The 16,332-nt window shown below is 36.5% G+C and carries 15 protein-coding genes and 1 riboswitch; of the genes, 11 read left to right on the top strand and 4 right to left on the bottom strand.

Annotation, left to right across the window (positions count from 1 at the left end):
- Window positions 1–77: 77 nt before the first annotated feature.
- The 3 genes from cstA (at window position 78) to DT250_RS09165 (ending at window position 3,554) form a co-directional block, all read left to right on the top strand.
- On the top strand, window positions 78–2,156 hold the full coding sequence (gene cstA / locus DT250_RS09175) for a carbon starvation protein CstA (protein WP_048542787.1): 2,079 nt from the start codon (window positions 78–80) through the stop codon (window positions 2,154–2,156).
- Window positions 2,149–2,352 (top strand): YbdD/YjiX family protein, encoded by a 204-nt coding sequence (locus DT250_RS09170; RefSeq protein ID WP_149212967.1) that lies wholly within the window; start codon window positions 2,149–2,151, stop codon window positions 2,350–2,352. Before cstA ends, DT250_RS09170 begins: the two co-directional genes overlap by 8 nt.
- Window positions 2,353–2,498: 146 nt before the next feature.
- A complete protein-coding gene (locus DT250_RS09165) occupies window positions 2,499–3,554 on the top strand; it encodes a GGDEF domain-containing protein (protein WP_149212966.1) in 1,056 nt (351 codons plus the stop codon).
- 82 nt (window positions 3,555–3,636) lie between these two features.
- On the opposite strand, the gene pdxK is transcribed toward DT250_RS09165, so the two are convergent.
- Complete coding sequence (gene pdxK / locus DT250_RS09160; protein WP_087981903.1) at window positions 3,637–4,461, bottom strand: pyridoxine/pyridoxal/pyridoxamine kinase; 825 nt, start codon at window positions 4,459–4,461, stop codon at window positions 3,637–3,639.
- 134 nt (window positions 4,462–4,595) lie between these two features.
- On the opposite strand from pdxK, the gene DT250_RS09155 reads away from it, so the two are divergent.
- From DT250_RS09155 to DT250_RS09140, 3 genes are all read left to right on the top strand, one after another.
- A complete protein-coding gene (locus DT250_RS09155) occupies window positions 4,596–6,167 on the top strand; it encodes a GAF domain-containing sensor histidine kinase (protein WP_149212965.1) in 1,572 nt (523 codons plus the stop codon).
- A 20-nt stretch (window positions 6,168–6,187) separates the two neighbouring features.
- The gene (locus tag DT250_RS09150; protein ID WP_088065061.1) at window positions 6,188–6,835 is read left to right on the top strand and encodes a response regulator; all 648 of its coding nucleotides are present in this window, start codon (window positions 6,188–6,190) and stop codon (window positions 6,833–6,835) included.
- 190 nt (window positions 6,836–7,025) lie between these two features.
- Complete coding sequence (locus DT250_RS09140; protein WP_000246726.1) at window positions 7,026–7,652, top strand: FMN-dependent NADH-azoreductase; 627 nt, start codon at window positions 7,026–7,028, stop codon at window positions 7,650–7,652.
- Between the two features lie 62 nt (window positions 7,653–7,714).
- On the opposite strand, the gene DT250_RS09135 is transcribed toward DT250_RS09140, so the two are convergent.
- On the bottom strand, window positions 7,715–8,386 hold the full coding sequence (locus tag DT250_RS09135; RefSeq protein WP_087981907.1) for a transcriptional regulator YeiL: 672 nt from the start codon (window positions 8,384–8,386) through the stop codon (window positions 7,715–7,717).
- Window positions 8,387–8,492: 106 nt separating this feature from the next.
- Between DT250_RS09135 and DT250_RS09130 the strand changes: the two genes are divergently transcribed.
- The gene (locus tag DT250_RS09130; protein ID WP_098857956.1) at window positions 8,493–9,188 is read left to right on the top strand and encodes a YjjG family noncanonical pyrimidine nucleotidase; all 696 of its coding nucleotides are present in this window, start codon (window positions 8,493–8,495) and stop codon (window positions 9,186–9,188) included.
- A gap of 41 nt (window positions 9,189–9,229) precedes the next feature.
- Here DT250_RS09130 and DT250_RS09125 read toward each other — a convergent pair whose 3' ends face one another.
- Window positions 9,230–10,462, bottom strand: coding sequence for a chloride channel protein (locus DT250_RS09125; RefSeq protein ID WP_149212964.1), 1,233 nt, complete (start codon window positions 10,460–10,462; stop codon window positions 9,230–9,232).
- 314 nt (window positions 10,463–10,776) lie between these two features.
- Window positions 10,777–10,881: riboswitch (SAM riboswitch) on the top strand.
- Window positions 10,882–10,973: 92 nt separating this feature from the next.
- Here DT250_RS09125 and DT250_RS09120 point away from each other — a divergent pair.
- The 3 genes from DT250_RS09120 (at window position 10,974) to DT250_RS09110 (ending at window position 14,598) form a co-directional block, all read left to right on the top strand.
- Entirely contained in the window at window positions 10,974–12,272 is a 1,299-nt protein-coding gene (locus DT250_RS09120; RefSeq protein WP_000504750.1) for a bifunctional O-acetylhomoserine aminocarboxypropyltransferase/cysteine synthase, read from the top strand.
- Window positions 12,256–13,161, top strand: coding sequence for a homoserine O-acetyltransferase MetA (gene metA, locus DT250_RS09115; protein ID WP_048542768.1), 906 nt, complete (start codon window positions 12,256–12,258; stop codon window positions 13,159–13,161). Before DT250_RS09120 ends, metA begins: the two co-directional genes overlap by 17 nt.
- Window positions 13,162–13,302: 141 nt before the next feature.
- A complete protein-coding gene (locus DT250_RS09110; RefSeq protein ID WP_088608209.1) occupies window positions 13,303–14,598 on the top strand; it encodes a homoserine dehydrogenase in 1,296 nt (431 codons plus the stop codon).
- Between the two features lie 30 nt (window positions 14,599–14,628).
- Here the strand turns inward: DT250_RS09110 and DT250_RS09105 are convergent, their stop codons facing one another.
- Window positions 14,629–15,255, bottom strand: coding sequence for a YczE/YyaS/YitT family protein (locus tag DT250_RS09105; protein WP_088065058.1), 627 nt, complete (start codon window positions 15,253–15,255; stop codon window positions 14,629–14,631).
- A gap of 98 nt (window positions 15,256–15,353) precedes the next feature.
- Here DT250_RS09105 and DT250_RS09100 point away from each other — a divergent pair, with 98 nt between their 5' ends.
- A complete protein-coding gene (locus DT250_RS09100; RefSeq protein WP_149212963.1) occupies window positions 15,354–16,331 on the top strand; it encodes a LacI family DNA-binding transcriptional regulator in 978 nt (325 codons plus the stop codon).
- Window position 16,332 lies beyond the last annotated feature (1 nt).

Raw genomic sequence — 16,332 nt, 5'->3', positions numbered from 1 at the left:
TGATAAGGAGGATTCAAATTAAATATTCAGAAAATTTAGTACAATCCCACTAAGCGATAGTATTGGGGGGATTGTATGTGAAAACATTGAAGTCGATTTTACTATGGGGAGTTATTGCAGCAGTAGGCGCAGGTGCTTTTGGTGTAATAGCTTTATCACAAGGTGAAACTATTAATGCCGTGTGGCTCTTAGTAGCTGCGGTATGTGTGTATGCAGTTGCTTACCGCTTTTATAGTAGATTTATAGCGAGAAAGGTATTTGGTTTAGATAATAATCGGCAAACGCCAGCCCATACATTAAACGATGGAAAAGATTATGTTCCGACAAATAAGTGGGTATTATTTGGGCACCATTTTGCAGCAATTGCTGGGGCAGGCCCTTTAGTAGGACCGATTTTGGCAGCGCAAATGGGATATTTACCAGGGACAATATGGATTATTGTTGGGGTAGTTGTCGCTGGAGCTGTACAAGATTTTGTAATTTTATTTGCTTCGATGAGACGGAATGGTAAATCTTTAGGAGAAATGATTAAAGATGAGATCGGTCCTGTTACAGGGCTTATTGCAATGATAGGCATTTTAGGCATTATGATTATTTTATTAGCGGTATTAGCATTAGTGGTAGTAAAGGCGCTTGTCGGAAGTCCTTGGGGAATGTTTACAATAGCAGCAACGATTCCTATTGCTATTTTAATGGGAGTGTACATGCGCTACATTAGGCCTGGCCGGGTTGGTGAAGGGTCAGTAATCGGAATTATTCTACTTATACTGTCTCTTATTGGGGGACAGTATGTAGCAGAGCATCCAACGCTTGCAAGCATGTTCACGTTTAGCGGTGAAACGATTGCTATTATGCTTATTGTATATGGATTTATCGCATCGGCCTTACCAGTTTGGATGCTTTTAGCACCACGTGATTATTTAAGCACATTTTTAAAAGTCGGAACAATTGTTGGATTAGCAATTGGTATTTTAATTGTAGCACCAGATTTACAAATGCCAGCAGTTTCGAAATTTATCGATGGAACAGGTCCTGTTTTCTCTGGAAACCTATTCCCATTCTTATTTATTACAATTGCTTGTGGTGCGGTGTCTGGATTCCATGCTCTCGTTTCATCAGGTACGACACCAAAGATGATTGAACAAGAGGGACACGCACAGCCAATCGGTTATGGGGCAATGTTAATGGAATCATTTGTAGCGGCGATGGCGATGATTGCAGCTTGTGTATTAACACCAGGAACTTATTTTGCGATTAATAGTCCCGCAGCGCTTATCGGTACGGATGTCTCGCAGGCAGCTCAAGTTATTTCCTCATGGGGATTTGCTATTACACCAAATGAACTAAAAGATCTCGCTGTAAACGTTGGAGAGCAAACGATTTTATCACGCACAGGTGGTGCACCAACGTTAGCGATAGGTATGGCGTATATTTTCTCACAAGTAATAGGTGGAACAGCCATGATGGCCTTTTGGTATCATTTTGCAATCCTCTTTGAAGCTCTATTCATTTTAACGACAATTGATGCTGGAACGCGTGTAGGCCGATTTATGATTCAAGATATTTTAGGACATGTATATAAGCCATTTGGGAAAACGGATTCTACATTAGCGAATGTGATAGCTACAACGTTATGCGTATTAGGATGGGGTTATTTCTTATACCAAGGGGTAGTTGATCCGCTTGGTGGAATTAATACATTATGGCCACTTTTCGGTATCGCAAATCAAATGTTAGCAGGTATTGCATTATTACTTGGAACGACAATTTTGTTCAAAATGGGGAAAAAGGCATATGTTTGGGTGACACTTATTCCAACTGTCGGATTGCTTATTGTAACGATGACGGCGGGTTATCAAAAGCTATTTCATGAAAATCCTAAAATAGGATTTCTATCTCATGCAAAGGTGTTTCAGGGAGCATTAGATGAGGGAAAAGTGTTAGCACCAGCTAAAAATGTCGCTCAAATGAAACAAATTATTTTCAATGATTATATTGATGCAGCGCTTTGTGGGATTTTTATGATAGTTGTAATCGCTGTATTAATTTCTGCAATTCGAATTTGGATTCAAGTATTAAGAAATAGGCCGATGCCGCTAAAAGAGGCGCCATATATTTCTAGAGATGAAAGTGAGTCGAGGAACTATTATGCTTAAACGACTACGGAAAGTATGGATACAAAGAAAACACTTTATTAGTTTACTCGTTGGGGTACCAAGTTATGAAACATATGTAGAGCATATGAAAAAGCATCATCCAGAAGAAGAAGTGGTATGTCAAAAACAGTTTTTTGCAGAAGCGCAAGAAGCTAGATTTAATGCAAAGGGTGGAAAGATATCACGGTGTTGTTAAGGAAAAGGGCGAATTTTCGTCCTTTTTTATTTTTTGCTGTTTCACGTGGAACAGCAAAAAATAAATAAAAAGCTTTGGGAATTATAGGTATTTCGTATACAATAAAATAAGGAAAGGGATAGATAGAAAAGTAGGGAGATTATTTTATGTTAAGGGACTTATTTGTAAACACAACAATTATTCTTTCCTTTATTTTTGTTGGAGGTCAGCTTTTAAGAGATAAACCGTTAAAAGAAGGGTTCTCTTTTTGGCAGAAATGTGTAGTAGGTATTCTTACTGGAATATTAAGTGTACTGTTGATGCATTTTGGTGTACATATTGAAGATATTATGTTGGATCTACGTTATTTAGCTGTTATTTTGGCAATTATAATTGGAGGTCCGATAGCTAGCAGTATAACAGTTACTATTATATTAATTACCCGATTATTTTTTACTGAGTACTCTTTAGCCTCTGAATTGGCTTGTTATACAATTGTATTGATAGGTTTTGGAATTATTTTCATTTGGCGGATGAAAGCTTCTATATTTAAAAGATGGATCTGGTTTAATGTATATAGTTTATCTATTTTAACGGTTCCACTTTCTATTTTATTTAAGGATATGCCTATAGTAGCATTATATTTAGTTTGTAGTGGTGTTGCAGCATATATCACATTTATGAGCGCAAATTATGTATTGCAATCCAATGAGTTATTTCAAACGATGAAGCAATACGCAACGATAGATGCACTGACAGGTTTAGGAAACGTAAGACAGTTTGATTTAGAGATGAATCGTCATATTGGTAATAAGCGTATGAAAAATGATTCACTTTGTTTACTACTTATAGATATTGATCACTTTAAGTGTGTAAATGATACGTATGGGCATCCTGCGGGAGATGAAGTATTAAAACAAATGGGGCATATTTTACGAGAAGTTTCAATGTTTCCAGATTTGGCTTTTCGAAAGGGTGGGGAAGAGTTTGCGCTTTTGATACCGCAGAAAGGATTAGCTTATGGAATGCGTATGGGGGAAAAAGTTCGCACGGCTGTTGAAAACCATCCATTTCAATTGCTAAATGGAACTAAAATAAAAATTACAGTTTCAGTAGGAATTTCAGTGTATGAAGAATCACCAGAGCGATTTATTCAAGCTGCTGATGATGCATTATATTACTCCAAAAGAAATGGTAGAAATCAGGTTAGTTCTGCATCTTAAAGATAAGATGACCAGAAGAGCTTATAAAAAAACACCCACAGAGAGGAAATATATAAACTCTGTGGGTGTTTTCATTTATATGTTAGACAAGTTCTTTTGATGCAACGAATTTACGATATGCACCGTGATGTGTTGGGCCTACGTATTCGTTGATCTTGAATGAATAACGGATAGCAGCTGTGATAAATTCTTTAGCAGTTTTTACTGCTTCTTTCACAGTTTTTCCTTTTGCAAGTTCTGCTGTAATTGCAGCAGAATATGTGCAACCTGCGCCGTGTGTATTTGTCGTATCAATTTTTTCTGATTCTAGAAGATCGAATGTTTCTCCATCATATAGGACGTCGATTGCAGTTTCCGTACCAAGCTTGCTACCGCCTTTAATTAGGACGTATTTCGCACCTAAAGCGTGGATTTTTTTTGCTGCTTCTTTCATGTCTTCAAGAGAACTAATCTTTACGCCACTTAATTGGTAAGCTTCAAACAAGTTTGGTGTTACAACTAATGCCTTTGGAACAAGAACGTCACGTAAGCAATCGTTCGTTTCAGGATGTAATGCTTCATCAGCACCTTTACATACCATAACAGGGTCCACTACTACATTTTTGAAATTATGTTTTTCGATTGTTTCAGCAACCATTTCAATAATTTCTACTGATCCAAGCATACCTGTTTTTAAAGCATCTACTCCAACACCATCAATTGTCGTTTCTAATTGTGGTTTTAATGTAGAAGCTGGGATTGGGAATACGTTATGTGCCCAACCGTTATGTGGATCCATCGTTACGATTGTCGTAAGAGATGTCATTCCGTATACACCAAGTTCTTGGAATGTTTTTAAATCTGCTTGTATACCAGCACCGCCACTTGTGTCAGAACCAGCGATAGTAAGTGCTTTATTTAATGTCATTATGAAATCCCCCTCAAGTGATATAATGAAAACTATGTTTTCACCATTATATCAATGTTACGAATAAGTACAAAGTGAAAAGTAGATGATTTACTTTAGGGGCGATTTAAAATCTTGTATGTAGGAGACGAATTATGTTTCAAGAGAATCGTACAAATGAATTAGTTATATTAAAAGAGATTGCAGAGACGTTGAACACCTCAAATGATACATATCATGTGCTGCAAGCTGTGTTGGAAAAACTGTTGAATGTAACAGGTTTAACGACAGGATGGATATTTCTTGCGGATGAAAATGGCAGATATACAAAATTAATTGATTATCAATTACCAGAGGGATTAAGATTTGAAAATAAACGACCGATGTGTGAGGGGAATTGTTGGTGTTTACACCGATTTGTGGAAGGGAAACTAGAGAAAGCCGTTAATATTATTGAATGTAAGAGAATTAATAATGCGATTGAATATAACTGGGGAGATACAGAAGGGATTGTGCATCATGCGACAGTGCCGCTAAAAGCGGGGGGAGATGAATTTGGCGTATTAAATGTGGCTAGTCCAGGTAAAACGCATTTTTCTGAAGAAGAGTTAGTGCTATTACAATCAGTTGCTTTCCAAATTGGAACAGCATTAAAACGTACAAAATTGTATGAAAATGAAAAGAGAAGGGCTCATTATTATGTAAAGTTAGACCGCTTTATTCAAGCTTTAAGGACGATTCATAAATTTAATGCATTGCCAGAGGAGATTGTAAAGCAAATAGGGAAGTTATTTTTATGGGAGCAAGTTGTATTCTTTATTAGAGAAGAAAATGAACTTGCTGTAAGAGCCTCATGTAAGATAGATGAGATACAAGAGGATTTGAAGTCAGCGGCACAGGAAGCTCTGAAAAAAGAAGAGCCTGTTTTGTTAAAGAGTCAGGTTGGGAATATCGTACATCCTAATCGTGCGGTTATTGCCATTCCCATACATATTCAAGATCATATATTTGGCGTACTAAGTGTAAGTTCGAATAATGGAGAATTTGATATAAATACGATAGATGTAGTACAGGCGTTAGCCAATCATATATCGTTAATGATAGAGAACTTAAGGTTAAATGAAAAGCGCCGAGAACTTGTACGACTGGAAGAACGTAATCGTTTAGCTAGAGATTTGCATGATTCTGTTTCACAAAAGTTGTTTTCATTAACTTTTATGACGAAAGGTGCCGAAGCCGTCTTAAAGGGGAAAAACGAAAAGGCAGATCAGTCTTTGCATGAGATACGTGAGTTATCGCAAGGTGCTTTAAAAGAAATGAGGACGTTAATTTGGCAACTACGTCCAGCGGGATTAGAGAAAGGACTATTACCAGCTTTAAAACAATATGGTGAAAGTTTGGGATTGAAAATTCGGGAACAAGTTACAGGTGTTCGTGATTTGCCACGCGTAGTAGAGGAAGCGCTATGGCGAATTGGACAAGAAGCTTTAAATAACGTAAGTAAACATGCGAATGTCAGAGAAGCGGCGATTTATTTCAAAGTGACGGAGAAGAATGTATCATTAGAAATAGTCGATCAAGGAAACGGCTTTGTAGAGAAGGATATAAAAGAGAAGAAATCACTCGGTATGACTACGATGCGCGAAAGAGTAGAATTAGTCGGTGGAACAATTAAAATTGTAAGTGATAAGAAAAGAACAAGTGTAAAAGTAAATGTACCATTATGATGTGAAAATGAGGGAAGTTTGTGAAAATAAAAGTATTGTTAGTTGATGATCATACAGTTGTTTTAAAAGGATTAGCATTTTTCTTAAGTACACAGGAAGATTTAGCGTTAGTTGGAGAAGCAAATAATGGGAAAGAAGCGTTAGTGAAAGTAGGGGAGACGAATCCTGATGTTGTATTAATGGATTTATATATGCCCGAAATGGATGGTGTCGAGGCGACGGCGTGCATCAAAAAAGAATATCCAAATGTGAAAGTAATTGTATTAACTAGCTTTTCTGATCAGGCGCATGTTTTACCAGCGTTAAGGGCGGGGGCAAGTGGGTATATTTTAAAAGATGTAGAACCCGATCAGCTTGTTGAAGCTATTCGAAGCGCATATAAAGGTAATATTCAATTACATCCAGATATAGCAAATACTCTTCTCTCTCAAACATTACCTGTGGAAGAAAAGGAAGAAGAACCTTCTATTCAAGTGGATGTGCTAACGGCGAGAGAAAATGAAGTGTTGCAGCTATTAGCGAAAGGAATGAGTAATAAAGAGGTCGCTTCTGTTTTAGTTATTACAGAAAAAACGGTAAAAGCTCATGTAAGTAGTATTTTGAGTAAGTTGAATTTATCTGATCGCACGCAAGCAGCATTATATGCAGTGAAAAATGGAATTGTATAAGACAAAAGTCGTAAGACCTAGTTCGCCTTTAGAAGGTGGACTTTTTTTATGGAAAAATACGTCTATGTGAGGACGAAATTGTCTTGATATAAAGATAAAATATGTTTGTAAGCAACAAAACAACAATTACAAGGGATACCTTTTTTGAAAGCATATAAAAACAGAAGAGTGAGTACTAGGAGGAAAAACAATGGCAACAGTTTTATTTGTAAAAGCAAACAACCGCCCAGCGGAACAAGCAGTTAGTGTGAAATTATACGAGGCATTTTTAGCAAACTATAAAGAAGCACATCCAAATGATACAGTAGTAGAACTTGATTTATATAAAGAAGAATTACCATATGTAGGCGTAGATATGATTAATGGTACATTCAAAGCAGGTAAAGGATTTGATTTAACTGAAGAGGAAGCAAAAGCAGTAGCAGTTGCTGATAAGTATTTAAATCAATTTTTAGAAGCTGATAAAGTCGTTTTCGGTTTCCCATTATGGAACTTAACGATTCCAGCAGTGCTACACACATATATTGATTATTTAAACCGAGCTGGCAAAACGTTTAAATATACGCCAGAAGGTCCAGTTGGTCTAATTGGAGATAAGAAGATTGCATTATTAAACGCGCGCGGCGGCGTATATTCTGAAGGTCCAGCAGCTGAAGTAGAAATGGCTGTTAAATATGTAGCAAGCATGATGGGCTTCTTCGGTGCAACAAATATGGAAACAGTAGTTATTGAAGGACATAACCAATTCCCAGATAAAGCAGAAGAAATCATTACAGCTGGTCTTGAAGAAGCAGCTAAAGTGGCAAGTAAATTTTAATTGAAAATAGAATCGTCACTCGAAAAAAGTAGCATTAACAGGTAAACGTTAATGCTACTTTTTTATATTTTAAGTTCATCAGCCAGTTTTTCTAATTGAATTCGATCTTGTATGTAATAGGTTCTTCCGTCTTTTTTTAAGTAATTTTGCTGGCAAAACTGGTTTAATACGTATAAAAGATGGCGGTAGCTGACATTTAAGTATTCCGAAGCCTCGGTATGTTTTTCTGTATAACTGTTATTTTGTTCTGTTAATAGAATAAAAGCCGCTAATCGATTTTCGAACGGATAACTATTGTTTTTGGCGTAACTTTCTGTTCGGCTAATTGTTTTTTCGCCGATAAATTTACATAGTTTCTGTAGAAAGGTAGCATCTTGCAATAAAAGATGCTGACAATCTTTAAGAGGGAGCGCTAAGCACATACAATCTTCAATCACTTCCACCGTTTTCGTAACGGATTCAACGCCAATTAACCCTAATTCTCCAATGAACGAAGGTGCTTGAATAAAGTTAATTAAGGAGACCTTCCCGTTTTTGTGACTCATATATATTTTCGCTTTTCCGGAAATTAAGTAATAAAGATAAGGAACATCAACGCCTTCATTACATATCCTTTCTCTCTTTTGAAAGGAATGTAGTTCAGCATACGGTAAGACATTAAAAGAAAAAAGAGTATGGACGTTGTAAGTTTGCATGTAATGAGAGATTTCTTCGCTATTTTTGCTGACTTTCATATTTTCACCTCATGTTTAGTATGAGATATCTCCTATTATGTTTACAAGAAGGAATGATACGATTTACGTAAATTTGTTTTTGTAGAAAAGAGAGTGTGAAGGGCTTATGAAAAAATATAAAACATTGCTATTTGATGTAGATGATACATTGTTAGATTTTCAGAAGGCGGAGAAAATGGCGTTACGTATGCTGTTTGAAGAGAAAGGGATTCCTCTAACTAGCGAGGTTGAAGGGCACTATAAAAAAATTAATAAAAGTCTTTGGGATGCTTTTGAGGAAGGTGAAATGAACCGTGATGAAGTTGTAAATACGCGGTTTTCAATTTTGTTTAAAGAGTATGGGGAAGAAGTAGATGGAGTATTATTCGAAAATAATTATCGTAGCTACTTAGAAGAAGGAAACCAACTTATGCAAGGTGCGTTTGAATTTATAAGTCAAATTCAAAGTGAGTACGATTTATATATAGTGACAAACGGTATTTCTAAGACGCAAGATAAACGTTTACGTAATGCAGGATTACATGCCTTGTTTAAAGATATTTTCGTTTCTGAAGATACGGGATTCCAAAAGCCGATGAAAGAGTATTTTGATTATGTTTTTGAACGAATTCCTAATTTTTCCCCTGAAGAAGGGCTCATTATTGGGGATTCGTTAAGTGCTGATATGAAAGGTGGATATGTAGCGGGAATTGATACTTGTTGGTTTAATCCAGAAAAGAAATCAAATAATAGCGAGATTGTGCCAACATATGAAGTACAAAATTTTGAAGAGTTATACGCGTTATTGAAGCAACGTGTGTAGTAAAAAATAGGCAGTGGAACTTTTGTCCCTACTGCCTATTTTTATTCGTTTGTAGCTTCGTTATTTTTAGGAAGTGGAAATGCATTACCAATCGCTGCCGCTCCAAGCATCGGTAATAGTAAATTGAGCGGGAAAAACATGAGTAATAGTAATGTTATAGCAATTGGTTTTCTTAATGCATAGCTTGAAATTGCTGTCGTGACGATGGCTACCGAAGCGATTGGATCTATCGGGATAATGGAAGCTATAGCATATCCGATACTAGATCCAGCAAATATAATTGGGAAAATATGTCCACCGCGCCAACCTGTATTTAAACAAACAGCAGTAATACATAATTTTAAAACACCTGAAAGAAGTAGTACCCAGAAAGATAAATGACTCCATTCAACGACTAAATCTTTTAATTGGTGTTCTCCTGAGAATAACGTGTACGGGAGAAAAGTTCCTGTAATTCCTAATATAATACCACCGATAATTCCAAGTGATAGTTTGTATTCCCTGAAGGGATGGATTAATTTCTCTAATGTGAATTCAAATTTGAAATAAAAGAAACCAACTATAGCACCAATACTAGCGAGTGGTAGAAAGGCGATCCATTCATTAAGAGAAAGGGAACCTTCCCCAAAATCAACGATAAAGGATCCGCGATTATCGAATTTACTAAGTAATAAATAAACGGAAAAGCCAGCGAAAGTGGTAGCTAAATATACAATTGCTTTTTTTCCTTTAGAAAATTCGTTAATTTGCTCACCCTCATTTTCATTTGGAGCTAAATAACCGAATAATGGCGCGTTAAAAATTACACTTAAAGTAGCGCCAATTCCAACCTCTGTTAGTTCGTTCATTCCTTTTAAGGCAAATGTAAAGCGATCCCCTACCCATGTACAAAGTCCACCGATAATTCCAACAAGTGCTGCTTCGGGACCTAAGCTAGCTCCAAATATTAAAACGATAATCGCAGTTAAAGTAGCTTTATGTACAAAACGGTATTCAATTCTACCAGTTTTATTATATTCACCCATCACTTCCGGCATAAGACGTGGATATATGCCGAAGTATTTTTGGGTTAAACCAACGAGAATACCACCGATAGTTGTTACACAAATAGTGTAATACGGGGGAGAAGAGAAAATAGTAGGTAAGTATCCCCAAATAAAGTGAATGCCGATATTTATTGTAACTAAAAATAGCCAGACTGTAGCTCCTACTATAGAGCCTAAAAGAATGCCGTATAGGACGAGTATATAGTGCATGTCCTTTGTGTTTGTCATGTGATACCTCCGTTATGTAAGTTTTAATGTCGAAAGGATTAAATATGCTACTGTGAAAGGAATATGTATAGTATCTTTTTGAGAGGTGGGCTTATTCAATATATTGAGGTCTCGTGAGAATTTGAAATGTATACAGTTAAACTACTTACTTAATTTTATATAGTAATCGTGGGTTTTAAAAGGTCTTTTTCAAATGGATATGGAATATATTTCTTTTGTTATGCATGTCAAATTCTTTGTATTTAATTTAGAACATTCAGAAAAACCGTTTGACATTAGGAAATTATTGCTATAAAATCAACGGTAATTGCATAGTCTTATCAAGAAAAGGTGGAGGGACAGGCCCGATGAAACCTTGGCAACAGCCGTATAACGGAATTGTGCCAAATCCTGCAGGTAATAATCCTGAAAGATAAGAAAGAGCCTTTAGAGCGTGTTTTCAAACTGCTCCTTTCTTGTTTTCAGGAAAGGAGCAGTTTTTTATTTTGTATAAAAGAAAGGAGAATGAGAGATGGGAGAATCATGGGGAAAAGGAACAATTTGTGTGCAAGGTGGCTATACACCAAAGAATGGTGAACCGCGTGTTTTGCCACTTTATCAAAGTACAACGTATAAATACGATACTTCAGATGATTTAGCAGCGCTATTTAATTTAGAGGCAGAAGGATATATATATACGCGTATTGGAAATCCTACTTTAGCTGCATTTGAGCAAAAGTTAGCGGATTTAGAGGGTGGTGTAGGAGCTGTTGCAACGGCTTCTGGGCAGGCTGCTATTATGCTTGCTGTTTTAAATATTTGTAGTAGCGGAGACCACTTGCTTTGTTCTTCCACAGTTTATGGCGGAACGTTTAATTTATTTGGAGTGAGTTTGCGTAAGCTTGGTATTGACGTTACGTTCTTTAATCCGAATTTAAGTGCTGATGAAATTGTGGCCCTTGCTAATGATAAGACGAAACTTGTTTATGCAGAGTCGTTAGGAAATCCAGCGATGAACGTTTTAAATTTCAAAGAATTTTCAGATGCAGCGAAAGAGTTAGAAGTACCTTTTATCGTGGATAATACATTAGCAACTCCTTATTTATGCCAAGCATTTGAGCACGGAGCAAATATTATCGTTCATTCTACGACGAAATATATTGATGGTCATGCAAGCTCTTTAGGCGGCATTGTCATTGACGGAGGGAACTTTGATTGGACAAATGGGAAATATCCTGAACTTGTTGAACCGGATCCAAGTTATCACGGCGTAAGTTACGTTCAAAATTTTGGTGCAGCAGCGTATATTGTGAAGGCACGTGTTCAATTATTAAGAGACTATGGAAACTGTATGAGCCCATTCAATGCGTATATTAGCAATATCGGCTTAGAAACGCTACATTTAAGAATGGAGCGTCATAGTGAAAATGCTCTCGCAGTTGCTAAGTGGCTTGCTAACCATGAACGTATTGAATGGGTGAATTATCCGGGATTAGATAGCAATGAAAATTACTCGTTAGCACAAACGTATTTGAAAAAAGGTGCTAGTGGTGTTTTAACATTCGGCATTAAGGGCGGATTAGAAGCAGCGAAAGAATTTATCGCAAATGTAAAACTAGCAACTCTCGTAACGCATGTAGCGGATGCACGAACTTGTGTTATACATCCTGCTAGCACAACGCATAGACAATTAAGTGCTGAAGATCAGCGTCTAGCTGGCGTTACATCAGATTTAATTCGTTTATCGGTTGGTATAGAAGATGTTTCTGATATTATTGCAGATTTAGAAGCAGCGCTAGTCGGAGGCAAAGAACATGCCGATCATAATTGATAGAGATTTACCAGCTCGCAAAGTGTTGCAGAAGGAAAATATTTTTGTAATGACGAAGGAGCGAGCAGAAACACAAGATATCCGGGCATTGAAAATTGCTATCTTAAATTTAATGCCTACAAAGCAAGAAACAGAAGCGCAATTACTTCGTTTAATTGGCAACACACCGTTGCAATTAGATGTTCACTTACTTCATATGGAATCACATTTGTCCCGCAATGTAGCGCAGGACCATTTAACGAGTTTCTATAAAACATTTCGTGATATTGAGAATGAGAAATTTGATGGACTTATTATTACAGGAGCACCAGTTGAAACTCTTTCTTTTGAAGAGGTAGATTATTGGGAAGAGCTTAAACGTATTATGGAGTATTCAAAAAAGAATGTAACATCTACGCTTCATATTTGTTGGGGGGCACAGGCTGGCTTGTATCATCATTATGGTGTTCCAAAGTATCCTCTTAAGGAAAAAATGTTCGGTGTATTTGAACATGAAGTTCGAGAGCAACATGTGAAATTGTTACAAGGGTTTGATGAATTGTTTTTTGCCCCGCATTCTCGTCATACAGAAGTACGAGAGAGTGATATTAGAGAGGTGACAGACTTAACATTATTAGCAAATTCTGAGGAAGCAGGTGTTCACCTTGTCATTGGGCAAGAAGGAAGGCAAGTGTTTGCGCTCGGGCATAGTGAATATAGTTGTGATACGTTAAAGCAAGAATACGAACGGGACCGCCAAAAAGGGTTAAATATTGATGTGCCGAAAAATTATTTTAAGCATAATAATCCAAATGAGAAACCACTTGTAAGGTGGAGAAGCCATGGGAATCTATTATTCTCTAATTGGCTGAATTATTACGTGTATCAAGAAACCCCTTATGTATTATAAAAAAAGATTGTGTAACACGTGGCAACGTTTTCTTTGTAAAGATTAACTTATATTTTTCCGAATGTTCAAAAAATATTGTTTTTCAGATTTTTTACTCATATAATTTCATCTAAACACAATTTTTGAGGGGTGGACAGTATTATGAAAGAAATTCAAGTTGGTTTATTAGGTCTTGGGACAGTTGGGAGTGGTGTAGTTCGTATCATTACAGATCATCAAGAGCGACTTATCCACCAAGTAGGTTGTCCTGTAAAAGTAACGAAAGTACTAGTACAAAATATTGAAAAAGAGAGAGAGGTAGAGGTACCTTCTACTCTATTAACACAAGATGCAAATGAAATTTTAGATAATCCAAATATTGACGTTGTCATCGAAGTGATGGGTGGCATTGATGATGCAAAAGCATATATTTTGCAAGCCTTACAGAGCGGGAAGCATGTTGTGACTGCCAATAAAGATTTAATGGCGTTACATGGGGCGGAACTCTTAGCGGTAGCAAAAGATAATAAAGCAGATTTGTTTTATGAAGCAAGTGTAGCCGGAGGGATTCCGATTTTACGAAGTATCGTAGAAGGACTTTCTTCAGATCTTATTACGAAAGTAATGGGAATTGTAAATGGAACGACAAATTTTATTTTGACGAAAATGTCAGATGAAGGGAGAGCATATAACGACGTGTTAAAAGAAGCCCAACAACTTGGATTTGCAGAAGCAGATCCAACATCAGATGTGGAAGGTTTAGATGCAGCGAGAAAAATGACGATTTTGGCTACCCTTGGTTTTTCTACAAATGTAGAGCTTGGAGATGTGAAGGTAAAAGGGATTACTTCTATTACAGAAGAAGATATTGAATACAGTAAGAGTTTAGGATACACGATTAAATTAATCGGTCTTGCGAAGCGAGATGGTGAAAAATTAGAGGTGACGGTTGAACCGACACTACTTCCAAATACACATCCTCTTGCGGCCGTACAAAACGAATATAACGCTGTATATGTGTATGGTGAAGCGGTCGGAGAAACGATGTTTTATGGACCAGGTGCAGGAAGTTTACCGACAGCAACAGCTGTTGTTTCAGATTTAGTAGCTGTAATGCAAAATATTAGATTAGGTGTAAACGGAAATAGTGCGGTATCCCCGCAGTATAAAAAAGTATTAAAAGAGCGAGAAGAAATTGTTGTGAAGAAATTTTTAAGACTTCATGTAAAAGATGAAATTGGTGTATTTGCAAAAATTACTTCATTATTCTCTGAGCGTGGCGTTAGCTTTGAAAAGATTATTCAAATGCCGCTTGAAGAGAAAGGGAAGGCTGAAATTGTAATTGTGACGCATCGTGCGTCTCTTGCTGATTATGATTATATTCTACATACGTTGCAAGGGTATGAAGAAATAGATTGTTTGAAAGCAAACTATCGAATTGAAGGGGATGCTAAGTAGTATCTCTTCTCATAAAACAGAAAGAGCCTGTTAAGCAGCTTGCTTAATAGGCTCTTTTCTATTTAAAATCTTCGTACCAATTTGAATAAATGCTTGGATAATCCAGCCTGTTGTAAAGGATAAGATGATTGTTCCAAAATAGATAGGTCCATCTAATAGGAAGCTTAATGTTAAAAATAAAAACGCTAACGAAATTTCTGTTCTTCTAAATGTCCATTTCTTTTTCTCAGCAACCGTTAAAACGAAAGCTTCTTGAGGTGCTGCGCAAAGGTTTGTAGAGACGTAAAGACCAATCCCAGCTCCAACGAATAGATTTCCGCAAATAAGTGTTATATATTTTGGAAGAGAACGGATAGCGTCCATAATAGTTGGAATGGAACCAATCCAATCAACAAAAAGAGAAATAAGAACCATCGTTACAATTGTACCAATTGTTATTTGTTTTTTATTCCAAAAGAGTACGATAAGAGTAAATGCAAAGTTAATCATGAAAATCCAAAAACCGATACTTATCCCGAAATTTTGATATAGTGCAATAAAGAAGGAATCATAAGGGCTAAGTCCAAAGGAAGTAATTGTCGTCATCATATTAATACCGATGGCGAGAGTGAGTAGACCGCCAATGAAAAATATATATTCTAATTTGAATCGAAGCATAGTTGTATATCCTTTCAAAATGTATTTGCTAGGAAAGGATATATTGTGGAAAGCTTACCAGGTCAAGGGAGAATTTTTGCAGGGAAGGGGAAAATGAGATGACGAATATAAGGAAGATTGCTGAGCTTGCTGGGGTATCTGTTTCAACTGTTTCACGTGTACTAAATAATCATCCATATGTGAATGAACAGAAACGAAAAGAAATTTTAGCAATTATAGAAGAATTAAATTATACGCAAAATGTGAATGCAATTCATTTAGTGAAAGGAAAAACGAATGTAATTGGCGTTTTATTACCGCACGTAAATGATCAATATTATAGCGCTATTATCGAGGGAATATTAAAGGAAACAGCAAAGAATAATTATAATATGATGCTTTGTCAGACGAATTATAGTGAGGAAAGGGAATTAGAAATTTTAAATATGTTAAAAATGAAAAAACTTGATGGGGTTATTATATGTTCGCGGGCGAATAGTAAGGAAAAGCTTGAAGAATATACGAAATTCGGCCCTATTGTTATGTGCGAAGAAATCGACTCGAATTTCATTTCGAGTGTGCATATTGATTACTATAAAGTGTTTTCGCGCGGAATGAAAAGCTTAATAGATGCGGGCCATACAAGTATTGGGTATTGCATTGGAAGAAGTAATAGCATTAATAGTCAGAGAAGAAAACAAGCATATGAAGATTCGCTTCAACAGATTGCTGTAACACCGATAGAGGCTTGGAAGTTTAAAGGCTGTTTTACAGTGGAAGATGGGCGTAATGTGATTAGGGAATGGACACGTATGTCAGTAAAACCAACAGCGTTTCTTGTATCTTGCAACCATATTGCCGCGGGGATGGTAACGGAAGCGAAAAAACAAGGCATTCGTATTCCGGAAGATATTACGATTATCGGTTGTGATGATCAAGATGTGGCAGATATTTTAGGCATTACGACGATTTCGTATTGTAGTAAAAATGTTGGTGTGAAGGCATTTGAATTATTATATGAAAAGATTAATGATGAGCAAATCGATATAAGGCACGTAGAGTTATTGCCAGAATTAGTACATAGGGAAACAACATAAT

The organism is Bacillus sp. AR2-1, from assembly GCF_008368755.1.
In the GTDB taxonomy this organism is placed as follows: domain Bacteria; phylum Bacillota; class Bacilli; order Bacillales; family Bacillaceae_G; genus Bacillus_A; species Bacillus_A wiedmannii.
This window is presented reverse-complemented; position numbering and strand designations above follow the sequence as displayed.